Genomic DNA, 17,020 nt, shown 5'->3' with positions numbered 1-17,020 from the left:
TTTCTTTAAAAAAATATATTCTTACATAAAAAATTTTTATTTAGAATTCTCTATATTTTTTGATTTTTTAAGAGCGACATCAAAATTTACTGGTTCTAAATTTAATTGAGGAAATCCACTTTTTACTGTTAAATTAGAAATACATTCACGCGCATAAGGAAAAAGAATATTTGGACAATATGCACCTAAACAACGTGTTAATTCTTCTTCAGGCATACCTTGAATGTAAAATATTCCAGATTGATGAACTTTACATTTAAAAATTAACTTCGATTGAAGTGTTACTTTTACAGAAACTTTTAAAATAACATGAAATACATGATCTTCCAATTTACTACATATATTATTTAAATCACAAGAAATATTCGGACTCCATTGTTCTTTAAAAATATACGGAGAATTAGGAGATTTAAAAGAAACATTTTTTGTATAAATTTTTTGAATTTGAAATTGAATTTCAGATTTCTTTTCTTTTTGTTTTTCTTCTGACATTAAAAATCTCTTATAAAAAATAAATTAATTATTAATATAACATTAAAAAAGCATTAATTTTAAAAAAATATTTTTATTTATAAAAATATAAACAAAAATAATAATCTCTGAAAAAAAATAAAAATATACAAATTTTAAAAAAATGTAATTTTTTCATTTCAAAATTAATTTGTTATTTTTAAAATATATTCTTGAGCTTTATCAATAGCACTTAAAACTTGTCTTTTAGAAGTGCCACCATAAGAATTTTTTTTATCCAAACAACTTTCTAAACTAATATTTTCATATATATCATCATTAATTACCGAACAAAATTTTCTAAAAACTCTTAATTTTAGTTGGGACAAAGATTTATTATGATCAATAGCATACAAAACAATTTTCCCAGAAATTTCATGTGCATTTCTAAAACTAATACCTTTTTTTACTAAATAATCTGCTAAATCAGTAGAATTTGAATATCCTCTTTCAGCTGATTTTCTACATATTTTATTATTAATTTTTAATCCTAACAAAATTATTGTAGACATTTTTAAACAATCATCCAAAACATTTAAAGCTGTAAATAAACACTCTTTATCTTCTTGCATATCTTTATTATAAGCTAAAGGAAGACCCTTTAAAATTACTAAAATATTTAATAAAGAACCATAAACTTTTCCAGTTTTTCCTCTAATTAATTCTAATGAATCTGGATTTTTTTTTTGAGGCATTAAAGAAGAACCCGAAGTTACTTCATCTGATAATTCAATAAAATTACATTCACCAGAATTAAAAAAAATTAAATCTTCAGAAAATCTTGATAAATGCATCATACTAATAGATGCAATAGATAAGAGTTCTACAACATAATCACGATCAGAAACACTATCTAAACTATTCTTGCTTGCTTTCTCAAAACCCATATAAGAAGCTAATTTTTTTCTATTTATTTTCCAACCAGTACCCGCTAAAGCAGCAGAACCTAATGGACTAATATTTAATCTTTTTAAACAATCTTGAAGACGAGAAAAATCACGTTTCATCATCTCAAAATATGCTAAAAACCAATGAGAAAACAGAATCGGTTGCGCTCTTTGTAAATGAGTATATCCTGAAATCACAGAAGAAATATTTTTCTCTGCTAAATCAAGCAAAATTTTTTGAAATTTTATAATTCTTTTTTTTAAAACTTTAATTTTTTTTTTACACCATAACTTTAAATCTGTTGCGACTTGATCATTTCTACTTCTTCCAGTATGAAGTTTTTTACCTATATCACCTAAAATATAAATAAGTCTTGATTCAACCCATGAATGTATATCTTCTTTATCACTTAATAAAATCTTCTGCGGATCGTTTTTTATTTCTTCAAAAATTAAATTTAACGCTGTTTCTATTTTTTTTTGTTCTTCGCAAGTAATAATATTACTCTTTAAAAGAATCTTAGACCAAGCTATAGATCCTTTAATATCTTGTTTAAACAAAATAAAATCTATTTTTAAAGAATTGTTGAAATCTTTAAAAAATTTATTCTGTTCTTTAATAAATCTTCCGCCCCAAAGAGACATATAATTTTCCAAAATAAAGATTTTTAAATAACGTGTATTTTTTATCTTATTTATAACAAAATAAAAAATTATTTTTTTTGAATAGAACGAATTCTCGTAGAGAGAGAATACAAATTAATAAAACCAGAAGCATCAGATTGTTTATATACATTATCTTCACTAAAAGTAGAATATGATCGTAAATATAAAGAATTAACTGATTTTTTTTGTACTGCATATACAGAACCTTTATATAACTTTAAAACCACAGTACCAGTAACAACTTCAGACAAGACATTAGAAGCAGATTGAATAGACTCTCTTATAGGTGAAAACCATTTTCCATCATAAATTAAATGAGACATTTCTAATGCTAAATTCTCTTTCCACTTCATAGAATCTTTATCAAAAACTAACTGTTCAATAGCTCTAATTGCTTGATAAATAATAGTTCCACCAGGAGTTTCATAACAACCACGAGATTTTAAACCAACTAATCTATTTTCAACGATATCTATTCTTCCAATACCATGAATAGAACCAATTTTATTTAATTGTTTTAAACATTGATACGGACTTTTTTTAACATTATTAATAGAATTAACATATCCATTTTGAATTCCTAAAACAACATATTCAGGATCATTTGGAGCATTTTCTACATCTTGTGTCCACACCCAACAATCTTTACTAGCCTTATTCCATAAATCTTCCAATACTCCACCTTCAGTAGAAATATGAAAAATATTCTCATCTCTACTATATATTTTCTTTTTAGTTGCGTTTGTTGGAATATTTTTTTCTTTTAAATATTTTAATAAATCTTCTCGAGATTTAAAATCCCATTCTCTCCATGGAGAAATAATCTTTAATTTGGAATCTAAAGAAGCATAAACCATTTCAAACCTTACTTGATCGTTTCCTTTCCCAGTAGCTCCATGAGCTAATGCCACTGCACCAATTTTTTTAGCAAAATCTATTTGTGCTTTTGCTATTATTGGTCTAGCAATCGCAGTTCCTAAAAGATATGAACCTTCATATAATGCTCCAATTTTTAATAATGGATACACATAATCATTCACAAACTTTTCTTTTAAATCAATTATTTGACATCCAATTGCTCCAGAACTAATTGCTTTTTTTTCAATATCTTGTAAATCTTCAAAAGATTGTCCAATATCTACTACTAAAGCAAACACATTTAAATCATAATTTTCCTTAATCCAAGGAATAATTGCTGAAGTATCTAATCCTCCGGAATAAGCTAAAACAACAATTTTTTTACTCAAAATGATACTCCTAAATTTTTTATTTTAAATATAATATAAAAATTACAAATGTTATTACAGCTAGAAAGATTCGATATTAAACTAAAAAAAATTTATAAAAGATTTTACTTAATATAAAATAAATTATCTAAAAATATTATATCAGAATTTTTTTAAAAATTGATCTTTCAAATAAAATTATTTAAAAAATTGTATTTAAATTTACAAAGATAGAATTAATAAAATCTAATTTATTTAAGGTATATATATGAAAATCTCGTATACCTTCTTTATATAAAGTATGTATCATATTAATTGCAATATTTCTTCCAATAATATAATTTTTATTGACAGTATTATCAGATTTCAAATATAATTTTTTTAACCAAATAGGAACAAATATATTAGATATTAAACAAAATTTATATACCTGATTAAAATCATAAATTGGTAATATTCCCGGAATAATTTTCTCTTTAATACCAAGACCTACACATTTATCCCGAAACCGTAAAAAATTTTCAATATCGAAAAAAAATTGAGTAATTGCTTGATTCGCTCCAGCATCAATTTTCTTTTTTAAATTCATTAAATCAAATTGAGAATTTTTTGCTTCAGGATGAACTTCTGGATACGCAGCTACAGATATATTAAAATCTGCAATTTTTTTTAATAAAATAACTAAATCACAAGCATACATTTGAGGTTCTTTATTTTTATTTAAATAATCTCCTCTTAAAGCAACAATATTCTTCACACCAAGATTTAAATATTTTAAAATAAGATTTTTTAAATCTCTTGGATTTTCATGTACACAAGTAATATGAGGAGCTGATTCTATATTTGTATATAACTTTAATTCTTTCACAAAATTATAAGTTCTAGTTTTATTTCCATTATTTGCTCCATAAGTAACAGACATAAATTTAGAATGCAAAGTAGAAAGTCTTTTAATTTCCTTCCAAAATTTTTCATTTTTACTAGAATCTAAAGGAGGAAAAAATTCAAACGATAAATTAATATCATCAATATTAATGAAATTTTTTAAAAAAATCATATTTGACTCTTCAGAAGGTTTAAAATAAATAAAAAAATATTTAAAAACTATAAATAAATTTATAAAAAATTTTTTTTTCAAAAAAAATAAAAAAAATAAAGAAAAATAAAGAAAAAAAAGAAGACACTTTTTTAGAAAAAATGAATTTTGATAAAAATAAAACAATAGATATTTGATTTATAGATATAATTAAATTATTCATATAAATACACTTTAATATTTTTTTGTTTTAAAATATACATTTTAATTAAATTATTTAGTATTCCTTTTAAAAAATTTCTATTTTTATAATATTGTAAAAAAAAAATCTTTGGAAAAAAAATTTTAAAAATTTAATTTTAAGTATTTGATTTTTTTTTAAAAAAAAAGTAAAATATTAAATTAATTTGAAAATATCCTAATTTTCAAAAAAAAAGAAAAAATAAAAAAAAAATCTCTAAAAAAAATACAAGCCGGCTTAGCTCAGCAGGTAGAGCAACTGACTTGTAATCAGTAGGTCACCAGTTCGATTCCGGTAGCCGGCAAAAAAATTCAATATTTTAAAAAAATTAAAAAATAAAAATGGTGAGGTTCCTGAGCGGCCAAAAGGAGCAGACTGTAAATCTGACGTCTTAACGACTTCGAAGGTTCGAATCCTTCCCTCACCAAAAAAAATAAATATACGCGAGCATGGTATAATGGATATTACCTCAACCTTCCAAGTTGAGAATGTGGGTTCAATTCCCACTGTTCGCTAAAATTAAAAATTTTTTAAAAATAAAAAACACGCGCTGGTATGGCTTAGTTGGTTAGAGCGCACCCTTGGTAAGGGTGAGACCCCCAGTTCAAATCTGGGTATCAGCATATAAAAACTGTATTTCTAAAAAAATTTTTAATTTAATATTTTATAAAATCTTATTTTAGGATTTCTAATGAAATCTAATATTAATTATACAAAAAGAATACCCTTAGGAAAAATATTAATTTCTATCAATATTTTTTTCATTTTTATCTTACTTTTAAACAAAAAATATAAAATTTTATCAATTCAATCTCAATATGCTGATTTAGCAATTATATCTCTCATTATTGGTACTGTTTTATCAATTATAGCAAAAAATTTCTCATATTTAATTTCCACTTTCAAAAATACAAAATCAGAAATACAAAATATTTCCTATCCAACAAAAACAGAAACATTACATACAACATTTATGATTATAATAATTAGTTCACTAATCTCTGTTTTATTATGGGGAATAGATGGAATAATTTTTTATACAATATCTTTAATTACATACTTTAAAAATTAAGGAAAATATCTATGAAAATTTTAGATCAAAAAAAAAAAAATGGTATGCAATACAAATTTATTCTGGATATGAAGATAAAGTTGTTAAATCTATAAAAGACAACCTTCAAAAAAAAAAAAGAAGGAAAATGTTTGGAGAAATTTTAGTTCCATCAGAAGAAGTGATAGAAATTAAAAAAGGAAAAAGAACAAAAAGTAAAAATAAATTTTTTCCTGGATACATATTTATTAAAATGATTATGAATGAATTTAACTGGCATTTAATAAAAAATATTCCTAAAGTTATAGGATTTATAGGCGGTTCTTCAGAAAATCCTTTTCCAGTTAATAAAAATGAAATTAAAAAAATTCAAAAAAAACTCAAAAAAATTGGAGATAAACCTCGACCAAAAATACTTTTTGAACCTGGAGAAAACGTTCGAGTAAATAGTGGTCCATTTTCAGATTTTAATGGAATTGTCGAAGAAGTAGACTATAACAAAAATAGATTAAAAGTTTCAGTATCTATTTTTGGAAGATCTACACCTGTAGAATTAGATTTTAACCAAGTAGAAAAAAATTTATAAATCTTACAAAATACATTTTCTTATAAGAGAAAAAAATGGCAAAAAAAATTGACTCATATATAAAACTTCAAATACCAGCTGGTCAAGCTAACCCAAGCCCTCCTATTGGTCCAGCATTAGGTCAAAAAGGATTAAACATTATGGATTTTTGTAGAAAATTTAATGCAGAAACTTCATCTTTAGAAAAAGGAATTCCTATACCTGTTATTATAACTGTATATTCAGATAAAACTTTTACTTTTGTGCAAAAAACACCTCCTGCATCAGTATTACTAAAAAAATACGCAGGAATACAATCAGGATCAAAAAAACCAAATATAGAATTTGTTGGAAGTATAAAATACTCACAAATAAAAGAAATATCTAAAATTAAAAAAAAAGATATGACTGGATCAACATTAGAAAAGATAAATAAATCAATTATAGGCACAGCAAAATCTATGGGTTTAAAAATAGAAAATTTCGAAAAATATGAAAAATAAAAAAATAAAAAAAAATGATAAAAAAAAAATATTTCAAAAAATAAAAATAGAAAAAGCTATTTCTATTTTAAAAAAAAAATCTAAAAAAAAATTCATTGAAAGTTTTGATGTAGTAATTATGCTAGGAATTAATGCAAAACAGACAGATCAAAATATTAGAGGTTCAACTGTTTTACCTCACGGAACGGGAAAAAAAATGATAGTAGCAGTATTTGCTAATGGAAAAAAAGCAGAAGAAGCTAAAAAAGCAGGAGCTGAATTTATAGGAATGGATGATTTATCAAAAAAAATAAAAAAAAATACAATTAAATTTCATGTAGTAGTTGCTACCCCAGAATCTATGAAACAAGTCAGTTTATTAGGATCTATTTTAGGCCCAAAAGGATTAATGCCAAATCACAAAATGGGAACAATTACCTCTGAAATCTACGAAACAGTAAAAAAAATAAAAAACGGACAAATAAGATATAAAAATGAAAAAAATGGAATTATACACTCCTCAATAGGAAAAATTAATTTTTCTATCAAACAAATTAAAGAAAATTTAATAAGCCTTATTAAAGAACTCAAAAAACAAAAACCTCATAAAATGAAAGGAAAGTATTTTAAAAAAATATTTTTAACAACTACAATGAGTCAAGCAATAGAAATTAAAAAATCTAGTTTAAAATAAAAAATTTTAACTTTATTTTTATTATATATAAATATCCTAGTTTCTTAATTAATTTTTTTAAATCTTAGTTAGAAATTAGGTTTTTGTATTTCTTCCTTCACAATATTTTTTAAAAATTCTAATTATAGAATAAAAAAATTAAAAAACTTCTAAATTTTTAATTTTAAAAATTTTTATTAATTTTATATGAAAATAATAAAATTATTATAAAGGATTTTTTTAAAAAAATCTAGGAGTAAAAATGTCTGTAAGTACTCTCAAAAAAAAAAAAATTATAGAGAAAATAAATAAAATATCGAAAAATGCATTATCCGCTGTTGTTGCAAATTCAAAAAAAATAAATGTTAACAAAATTAACTTATTAAGAAAACAAGCAAGAAAAAATGGAATTAAAATTACTGTTATTAAAAACACCTTATTAAAAAAAGGTCTTGAAAACACATCTTTTCAATGTCTTCAAAAAACTTTAAAAGAATTTACTCTAATTGCATTTTCTATTGAACATCCAGGAAGCGCTGCAAAACTATTATATTTATTTTCAAAAGAAAATAAAAACTTTAAAATAAAAGGAGCAGCCTTTGAAGGAAAATTTATTTCTCCAGAAAAAATAGAAAAATTAGCTTTAATACCAACATATCCAGAAGCTATTCAAAAACTTCTTATAACAATAAAAGAATCTGCAATAGGAAAATTAATTCGAATATTAATATCAATAAAAAATAATATAAAAAAATAAAAAATAGTAAATTTTATCCAAACTAAAGAGAAAAAAATGTCTATTACGCAAGAAGATATAATTCAAAAAGTTTCAGAAATGTCAGTTACAGAAATTATGGAACTTATAAAATTAATGGAAAAAAAATTTGAAGTCTCCTCTAATATTCCTATTAATAACAATCCAACTCAAGTTGAAAAAAAAGAAGAAAAAACAGAATTTGATTTATATATTAAATCTATAGGAAAAAACAAAGTATCTGTAATTAGAGCAGTGAGAAGCCTAACAAGCTTAGGTTTAAAAGAAGCAAAAGATCTTGTAGAATCAGCACCAACTATTCTAAAAGAAAAAATAAATAAAGAAGAAGTAGAAACACTAAAAAAAACATTAGAAACAGCTGGAGCAGAAATAGAAGTTAAGTAAATATATTTACAACGATATCTCTTTTAAAACTAAGCTAGTGGAAAATTCACAAGCTTGGTTTTAAACAAATTTTAAAAATTCTTAAATATAAAAATAAATTTCAACATTTTCTTATAGAAATTTTATAAAAACAGAGAAATATAATGGGATATTCTTATACAGAAAAGAAAAGAATTAGAAAAGATTTTGGAAAAAATCCTCAAGTGTTAAAAATTCCATATTTACTTTCTATTCAAATTGATTCATTTAAAAATTTTATCAATATAAAAAAAAATATTTCTAACGGAATAGAATCAGCATTAAAATCAGTATTTCCTATTAAAAGTTATAATGAGAATGCTGAAATACAATATGTAAAATATAGATTAGGAAAAAAAAGTTTTAACGTTATGGATTGTCATATTCGTGGAGCAACGTATGCAGTTCCATTAAGAGTGACTTTACGTTTAATAATATACGACAAAGATGAATTAAATAAAAAAATAAAAGATATTAGAGAGCAAGAAGTATATATGGGTGAAATTCCATTAATGACAAAACATGGAACTTTCGTAGTTAATGGAACAGAACGTGTTGTCGTTTCACAATTACACAGAAGTCCTGGTGTTTTTTTTGATAGCGATAAAGGAAAATCTCATTCTTCAGGAAAAGTTTTATATAATTCTAGAATCATTCCTTATCGCGGATCATGGATAGATTTTGAATTTGATTCCAAAGATAACTTATTTGCTAGAATTGACAGAAGAAAAAAATTTCCTGTCACTATTTTACTAAAAGCACTGGGATATAGTATCCAAGAAATATTGAATATATTCTTTAAAAAGAATATTTTTATATTTAAAAAATCAAAAATATATATGAAACTCATTCCCAAAAGATTAAGAGGAGAAACAATTTCATTTGATATAAAAAAAAATAATGTTATTTATGTAAAAAAAAATAAACGAGTCACTGTTAGACATATAAAAAAACTCAAAAAAGATAAAATTTCTTCTATTCAAGTTCCTATAGAATATATAATTGGAAAAATTTCATCAAAAAATTATTTTGATAAACATAACAAATTAATCATCTCCGCAAACGAAATTTTTACAAAAGAAAAGATAAAAAAAATAAAAAAAAATCAAATTAACGTTATAAAAACAATATTTACTAACGATTTAGATCACGGACCATATATTTCTGAAACTTTAAAAATTGATACAACAACAGATAAAAGTAGCGCTCTAATTGAAATTTATCGTATGATGCGTCCTGGAGAACCTCCAACATCAGAAACAGCTGAAAAACTTTTTGAATCATTATTTTTTATGGAAGAAAAATATGATTTATCTTCTGTAGGAAGAATGAAATTTAATAGATCTCTATTAAGAAAAAAAATTACTGGAAAAAATACACTGAGTAAAAAAGATATAGTTGATGTTATAAAAAAACTAATTTATATAAGAAACGGAAAAGGAGAAATAGATGATATTGATCACTTAGGAAATAGACGAGTGAGATCTGTAGGAGAAATGACAGAAAATCAGTTTAGAATTGGTTTAATTAGAGTAGAGAGAGCAGTCAAAGAAAGATTATCAGCAGGAGATATAGAAAATTTAATGCCTCAAGATATGATAAATGCAAAACCTATTTCTGCTGCAGTAAAAGAATTTTTTGGTTCTAGCCAACTTTCTCAATTTATGGATCAAAATAATCCTTTATCAGAAATTACTCATAAACGAAGAATATCTGCCTTAGGAATAGGAGGTTTAACTCGTGAAAGAGCAGGATTTGAAGTACGAGATGTACATCCTACACATTATGGAAGAGTGTGTCCAATAGAAACTCCAGAAGGACCAAATATTGGCTTGATTAACTCTTTATCAATATATGCAAGAACAAATATATATGGATTTTTAGAAACACCATATAGAAAAGTACACAAAGGATATGTAACAAATAAAATAAAATATCTTTCTGCAATTGAAGAAGGAAACTTTATCATTGCTCAAGCAAATACGAATGTTAATCAAAATCAAAAAATCCTTGATAAACTAGTAATATGTAGAAATAAAGGAGAATCCAACTTATTTAAAAAAAAAAAAATTGATTATATGGATATTTCTAATCAACAAATAGTTTCCGTAGGTGCGTCTTTAATACCTTTTTTAGAACATGATGATGCTAACCGCGCATTAATGGGAGCTAATATGCAAAGACAAGCTGTTCCGCTATTAAAAGCAGAGAAACCATTAGTCGGAACAGGAATGGAAAGAATAGTCGCAATCGATTCAGGAATCACAATAATTGCTAAAAGAGGAGGAAAAATTCATTACGTTGATGCTTCTCAAATCATTGTAAAAGTTAATAAAAACGAGATAAAAAAAAATGATACAGGAATTGACATTTATAATTTAATAAAATATAAAAGATCTAACCAAAATACATGTATTAATCAAAATCCATGTGTATATTTAAACGATATAATAAAAAAAGGTGATGTATTAGGTGACGGACCAGCAACAGATCTTGGAGAATTAGCTTTAGGGCAAAATATGAGAGTTGCTTTTATGCCATGGAATGGATATAACTTCGAAGATTCTATATTAATATCTGAAAAAGTAGTACAAAAAGATCGTTTCACAAGTATTCATATTCAAGAACTTTCATGTATTTCTCGAGATACAAAACTTGGAACAGAAGAAATTACTGCAGATATACCTAATATTGGAGAATCTGCATTATCTAATTTAGATGAATCAGGAATTGTATATATTGGAGCAGATGTTAACGGAGGAGATATATTAGTTGGAAAAGTGACACCGAAAGGAGAAACTCAATTAACCCCAGAAGAAAAACTTTTACGAGCAATATTTGGCGAAAAAGCATCTGATGTCAAAGATACTTCTTTAAGGGTTCCAAATGGAATTCTTGGAACAGTAATAGATGTACAAATATTTACAAGAGATGGAATTAAAAAAGATAAAAGAACTTTAGAAATTGAAGAAATGCAAATAAAAAATATGATAAATAATTTATCTGAACAAAAAAATATTTTCGAAATGGGTTTGTTAAGACAAGTCAAAAATCTTTTAATAAAATCTGGTATGATATACGAAAATTTTAAAAAAATGATTCCAAAAAAATGGTTTAATTTAAAATTAAAAAAAAAATATCAAACTCAATTAAATGAATTTAAAATACAATATAATAACTTACAAAAAAAATTTAAAAAAAAAATACACAACAAAAAAAAACAAATTACTAAATGTGATGATTTATCTCCAGGTATTTTAAAAATTGTAAAAGTATACTTAGCCGTTAAAAGATACGTTCAAACAGGAGATAAAATGGCTGGAAGACATGGAAATAAAGGAGTAATATCAAAAATAAATCCAGTAGAAGATATGCCATATGATAAAAATGGTATACCAGTGGATATTGTTTTAAACCCATTAGGTGTTCCTTCTAGAATGAATATTGGGCAAATACTAGAAACGCATTTAGGATTAGCTGCTAAGGGAATAGGAGACAAAATCACGAAAATATTAAATAAATATAAAACATTTCATAAACTTCGTTCTTTTATGCAAAAAACTTTTGACATAGGTTATAATCAACGCCAAAAAGTTAATTTAAATAAATTTACTGATGAAGAAGTATTATGTTTAGCTCAAAATTATAAAAATGGAATTCCAGTATCTACACCCGTATTTGACGGGGCACAAGAAAAAGAAATCAAAGATCTTTTAAAATTATCTGGTTTTCATAGTTCCGGCCAAATAGATTTATTTGATGGTAGAACAGGAGAAAAATTTGAAAGACCTGTCACTGTAGGTTATATGTATATATTAAAATTAAATCATTTAGTTGATGATAAAATGCATGCTCGTTCTACAGGATCTTATAGTTTAGTTACGCAACAACCATTAGGAGGAAAAGCGCAATTTGGTGGGCAAAGATTCGGAGAAATGGAAGTTTGGGCGTTAGAAGCATACGGAGCGTCATATACATTACAAGAAATGTTAACTGTAAAATCAGATGATGTAAGCGGTAGAACAAAAATGTATAAAAATATTGTTGATGGAAATCATAAAATGGAACCTGGAATGCCAGAATCATTTAATGTTCTTCTAAAAGAAATTCGTTCTCTAGGTATTAATATAGAATTAGAAAAATAAAAAACATAAAATAATCAATTTTAAATAAATAATATTTTTATTTTAAAAATATTAAAAAATACAGGAATAAATTGTTGAAAGAATTATTTAAATTTATTAAATCAAAAAATATTTTAGAAGATTTTAATGCAATAAAAATCTCTTTATCTTCACCAGAAATAATGAGATCTTGGTCTTATGGCGAAGTAAAAAAACCAGAAACTATAAATTATAGAACATTTAAACCTGAAAGAGATGGATTATTTTGTGCAAAAATATTTGGTCCAATAAAAGACTATGAATGTTTATGTGGAAAATATAAAAGATTAAAACATAGAGGAGTAATATGTGAAAAATGTGGAGTTGAAGTAACAAAAAGTAAAGTAAGACGCTCAAGAATGGGTCATATTGAACTTGCTTCTCCTATAGCACATATATGGTTTTTAAAATCATTACCATCTAGAATTGGTTTACTCTTAGATATGCCTTTAAGAGATATTGAAAGAGTCTTATATTTTGAATCATACGTAATTATTGATCAAGGAATGACAAAACTAAAAAATAAATCAATTTTAACTGAAGAACAAAATATTGAAGCCATAGAAAAATACGGAGATGAATTTATCGCTCAAATGGGAGCTGAAGCAATACAAAATCTTCTAAAAAAAATAAACTTAAAAAAAGAATGTAAAAAAATCCGAAAAGAACTAAAAAAAACAAACTCTGAAACAAAGAAAAAAAAAATCACAAAAAGAATTAAATTAATAGAATCCTTTATACAATCAAATAATAAACCTGAATGGATGATTTTAACTGTTTTACCAATATTACCTCCAGATTTAAGACCACTAGTCCCTTTAGATGGAGGAAGATTTGCAACCTCTGATCTTAATGATTTATATAGAAGAGTAATTAATAGAAATAATCGTTTAAAAAGATTATTGGAACTATCTGCTCCAGATATTATCATTAGAAATGAAAAAAGAATGTTGCAAGAATCAGTAGACGCTCTTTTAGATAATGGCAGAAGAGGAAGAGCAATTATTGGATCAAATAAAAGACCTTTAAAATCATTAGCAGATATGATTAAAGGAAAACAAGGAAGATTCCGTCAAAATTTATTAGGAAAAAGAGTAGATTATTCTGGAAGATCTGTAATAACAGTCGGACCTTATCTAAAATTAAATCAATGTGGATTACCTAAAAAAATGGCTTTAGAACTTTTTAAACCATTTATATATGGAAAACTAGAAGAAAAAAACCTAGCAAATACAATCAAATCTGCAAAAAAAATGGTAGAAAAAGAAGAACCTATTGTCTGGGATATTTTAGATGAAGTAATCAAAAAACATCCTATTTTATTAAATAGAGCACCTACTCTACATAGATTAGGAATACAAGCTTTTGAACCTATACTAATTGAAGGAAAAGCAATTCAATTACACCCTTTAGTATGTGCAGCATATAACGCTGACTTTGATGGCGATCAAATGGCTGTTCATATACCTCTAACACTAGAATCTCAAGTTGAAGCAAGAAATTTAATGATGTCAACAAATAACATACTTTCTCCAGCAAATGGTGAACCCATTGTTGTTCCATCTCAAGATGTTGTGCTTGGTTTATATTATATGACTCGAGAAAAAAAAAATGGAAAAGGAGAAAACATGCTTCTTTCAGGACCTAAAGAAGCAGAAAAAATTTATCAATTAGGATTAGCAGAACTACATTCTATTGTAAAAATTAGAATTACAGAATATGAAAAAAAAGAAAAAAAAATTCAAAAAAAATATCAAAAAATTATTAAAACAACTATAGGACGAGCTATTTTATGGAATATCGTCCCGAAAGGACTTCCTTTTTCTATGATCAACAAAACTTTAAAAAAAAATTCTATTTCTTACATGATTAATACATGTCATAGAATCTTAGGAATTAAAAAAACAGTATTGTTTGCAGATCAAATTATGTATACAGGATTTTCATATGCTGCACGTTCGGGATCTTCTGTAGGGATTGATGATATGGAAATACCTTTTCAAAAAACACAAATTATCAATGATGCAAAAATAGAAGTATTGGATATTCAAGAACAATTTCAATCAGGACTAGTTACAAAAGGAGAAAAATATAATAAAGTCATAGATATTTGGTCAGCAGCAAATGAAAAAATTTCAAAATCTATGATGAAAAATTTATCAACTGTAAAAACTAAAAATACAAAAGGAGAAAGAAAAAAACAAACTTCTTTTAACAGCATTTTTATTATGGCAGATTCAGGAGCTAGAGGTTCAGCTGCTCAAATACGTCAACTTGCAGGAATGCGAGGTTTAATGGCTAAACCAGATGGATCGATTATAGAAACACCAATTACAGCAAATTTTAGAGAAGGATTAAATGTTTTACAATACTTTATTTCAACCCATGGAGCACGAAAAGGATTAGCTGATACAGCATTAAAAACAGCTAATTCCGGATATTTAACACGAAGATTAGTAGATGTAGCACAAGATTTAGTAGTCACAGAAAAAGATTGTAAAACAAAAAAAGGAATTACTATGACTTCTGTCATAGAAGGTGGAAACATTAAAGAACCATTAATAGAAAGAATTCTTGGTAGAGTCGTTTTAAAAGATATTTTAAAATTAAATTCTAAAAAAATTTTAATTAAAAAAAATACATTATTAAATGAAAAATACTGCAATATTTTAGAAAAAAATTCCATCGAAAAAGTTAAAGTAAGATCAGTTGTACATTGCGAAACAAATTTTGGTGTATGTGCATACTGTTATGGAAGAGATTTAGCAAGAGGGGAATTAGTAAAAAAAGGAGAAGCGATTGGAGTCATTGCAGCGCAATCTATAGGAGAACCAGGAACGCAATTAACTATGAGAACGTTTCATATTGGTGGTGCCGCTTCAAGAACAGCAACAGAATCTAATATTAGAGCAAAAAATGATGGAAATATAAGATTAAATAATTCAAAATTCGTTATTAACTCCTCGGATAAAATAGTTATTACTTCTAGAAATGTTGAACTAAAAATCATTGATTCAATAGGAAGAACTCAAGAAAATTACAAAATTCCTTACGGAGCAATTCTAGAAAAAAAAAATCATGAAAAAGTTTTTTCTGGAGAAATAATAGCTACATGGGATCCTCATACTATTCCTGTAATAACAGAAGTTAACGGATACATAAAATTTATAGATATGTTAGAAGGGCAAAGCATCATAAAAAAAACTGATGAAATGACTGGAATATCATCAATTATTATTTTAGATCTTTCAAATCGAACAGCATTAGGAAAAGATCTCAGACCTGCTTTAAAAATAATAAAATCAGATAAAAAAGATGTTTTCATACCAGGAACGCAAATGCCAGCGCAATATTTTTTGCCTGGAAAAACAATTGTTCATGTTCAAGATGGAGAAAAAATAAGTTCTGGAGATATATTAGCAAAAGTACCTCAAGAATCTGTTAGTACAAAAGATATTACTGGTGGACTTCCTAGAGTAGCAGATTTATTCGAAGCAAGAAAACCAAAAGAACCAGCAATTTTAGCTGAAAAAAGCGGAATTATATCTTTTGGAAAAGAAACAAAAGGAAAAAGAAGATTAATAATTACTCCAATAAATGAAAAATTTTCATATGAAGAAATGATTCCAAAATGGAGGCAATTGAATGTATTTGAAGGAGAAAGAATAGAAAAAGGAGATGTGATATCCGACGGTCCAGAATCACCTCATGATATTTTAAGATTAAGAGGTATTCAAGCTGTTACAAGATATATTATTAATGAAGTACAAGAAGTATATCGATTACAAGGAGTGAAAATTAATGATAAACACATTGAAGTTATTATTCGACAAATGTTAAGAAAAGCAACTATTACAAATTATGGAGAATCTAAATTTTTAAACGGAGAACAAGTAGAATATTCTCGCATCAGAATATCTAATATCAAATTAAAAAAAAATAATAAAAAAAAAATATGTTACGAAAGAGATTTATTAGGAATTACAAAAGCTTCTCTTGCTACAGAATCTTTTATTTCTGCAGCGTCTTTTCAAGAAACAACAAGAGTCTTAACAGAATCTGCAGTTGCAGGAAAAATAGATGAACTAAGAGGATTAAAAGAAAACGTTATTGTTGGAAGATTAATCCCTGCAGGAACAGGTTATTCATATCATCAAGATAGATTATTGAAAAAAAATATCAAAAAAAATAAATTTAATAAAAATAAAAAAAATAAATCATCTTCAAAAAAACAAACGAGTTTAGAAAAAGCTTCTGCAAATTTATCAGAACTATTAAATTCAAATAATTTATAAAAATTTTTAAAAAATATATTCTAAAAAAATATTAAAATTTAATATTAA

At 25.4% G+C, this 17,020-nt stretch carries 12 protein-coding genes and 4 tRNA genes; 12 read left to right on the top strand and 4 right to left on the bottom strand.

Going from position 1 to position 17,020, the window contains the following annotated elements; translation table 11 throughout:
* Nucleotides 1-36: 36 nt before the first annotated feature.
* The 4 genes from secB to AB4W52_RS00185 all read right to left on the bottom strand — a co-directional run bounded on the left by secB (nt 37) and on the right by AB4W52_RS00185 (nt 4,346).
* Entirely contained in the window at nt 37-492 is a 456-nt protein-coding gene (secB, locus tag AB4W52_RS00200) for a protein-export chaperone SecB (protein WP_367675346.1), read from the bottom strand.
* A 164-nt stretch (nt 493-656) separates the two neighbouring features.
* Nucleotides 657-2,042 (bottom strand): argininosuccinate lyase, encoded by a 1,386-nt coding sequence (gene argH / locus AB4W52_RS00195; RefSeq protein ID WP_367675345.1) that lies wholly within the window; start codon nt 2,040-2,042, stop codon nt 657-659.
* 68 nt (nt 2,043-2,110) lie between these two features.
* Nucleotides 2,111-3,313, bottom strand: a complete 1,203-nt coding sequence (locus tag AB4W52_RS00190) for an argininosuccinate synthase (protein ID WP_367675508.1) — start codon at nt 3,311-3,313, stop codon at nt 2,111-2,113.
* Nucleotides 3,314-3,491: 178 nt separating this feature from the next.
* Entirely contained in the window at nt 3,492-4,346 is an 855-nt protein-coding gene (locus AB4W52_RS00185; protein ID WP_367675344.1) for a methylenetetrahydrofolate reductase, read from the bottom strand.
* Nucleotides 4,347-4,797: 451 nt separating this feature from the next.
* On the opposite strand from AB4W52_RS00185, the gene AB4W52_RS00180 reads away from it, so the two are divergent.
* The 12 genes from AB4W52_RS00180 to rpoC all read left to right on the top strand — a co-directional run bounded on the left by AB4W52_RS00180 (nt 4,798) and on the right by rpoC (nt 16,972).
* Nucleotides 4,798-4,870, top strand: a tRNA-Thr gene (locus AB4W52_RS00180).
* A gap of 39 nt (nt 4,871-4,909) precedes the next feature.
* Nucleotides 4,910-4,993 (top strand) — tRNA-Tyr (locus AB4W52_RS00175).
* A gap of 16 nt (nt 4,994-5,009) precedes the next feature.
* A tRNA-Gly gene (locus AB4W52_RS00170) sits at nt 5,010-5,081 on the top strand.
* Between the two features lie 34 nt (nt 5,082-5,115).
* Nucleotides 5,116-5,189: transfer RNA gene (locus AB4W52_RS00165), tRNA-Thr, on the top strand.
* Nucleotides 5,190-5,257: 68 nt separating this feature from the next.
* A complete protein-coding gene (secE, locus tag AB4W52_RS00160; protein WP_367675343.1) occupies nt 5,258-5,638 on the top strand; it encodes a preprotein translocase subunit SecE in 381 nt (126 codons plus the stop codon).
* 7 nt (nt 5,639-5,645) lie between these two features.
* A complete protein-coding gene (nusG, locus tag AB4W52_RS00155) occupies nt 5,646-6,203 on the top strand; it encodes a transcription termination/antitermination protein NusG (protein WP_367675507.1) in 558 nt (185 codons plus the stop codon).
* 35 nt (nt 6,204-6,238) lie between these two features.
* Nucleotides 6,239-6,685 (top strand): 50S ribosomal protein L11, encoded by a 447-nt coding sequence (gene rplK / locus AB4W52_RS00150; protein ID WP_367675342.1) that lies wholly within the window; start codon nt 6,239-6,241, stop codon nt 6,683-6,685.
* Nucleotides 6,675-7,358 carry a 50S ribosomal protein L1 gene (gene rplA / locus AB4W52_RS00145; RefSeq protein WP_367675341.1) on the top strand — a complete coding sequence of 228 codons (684 nt, stop codon included), beginning with the start codon at nt 6,675-6,677 and terminating at the stop codon, nt 7,356-7,358. The genes rplK and rplA overlap by 11 nt, the downstream gene beginning before the upstream one ends.
* Before the next feature lie 241 nt (nt 7,359-7,599).
* Nucleotides 7,600-8,094 (top strand): 50S ribosomal protein L10, encoded by a 495-nt coding sequence (gene rplJ, locus AB4W52_RS00140; protein WP_367675340.1) that lies wholly within the window; start codon nt 7,600-7,602, stop codon nt 8,092-8,094.
* A gap of 36 nt (nt 8,095-8,130) precedes the next feature.
* Nucleotides 8,131-8,496: a 50S ribosomal protein L7/L12 gene (gene rplL, locus AB4W52_RS00135; RefSeq protein ID WP_367675339.1), complete on the top strand. Its 366-nt coding sequence runs from the start codon at nt 8,131-8,133 to the stop codon at nt 8,494-8,496.
* Nucleotides 8,497-8,639: 143 nt separating this feature from the next.
* On the top strand, nt 8,640-12,659 hold the full coding sequence (gene rpoB, locus AB4W52_RS00130) for a DNA-directed RNA polymerase subunit beta (RefSeq protein ID WP_367675338.1): 4,020 nt from the start codon (nt 8,640-8,642) through the stop codon (nt 12,657-12,659).
* Between the two features lie 74 nt (nt 12,660-12,733).
* Complete coding sequence (gene rpoC / locus AB4W52_RS00125; protein WP_367675337.1) at nt 12,734-16,972, top strand: DNA-directed RNA polymerase subunit beta'; 4,239 nt, start codon at nt 12,734-12,736, stop codon at nt 16,970-16,972.
* Nucleotides 16,973-17,020 lie beyond the last annotated feature (48 nt).

The sequence above is a fragment of the Buchnera aphidicola (Chaetosiphella stipae setosa) genome (genome assembly GCF_964059095.1).
In the GTDB taxonomy this organism is placed as follows: Bacteria; Pseudomonadota; Gammaproteobacteria; order Enterobacterales; family Enterobacteriaceae; genus Buchnera_J; species Buchnera_J aphidicola_BP.
This window is presented reverse-complemented; position numbering and strand designations above follow the sequence as displayed.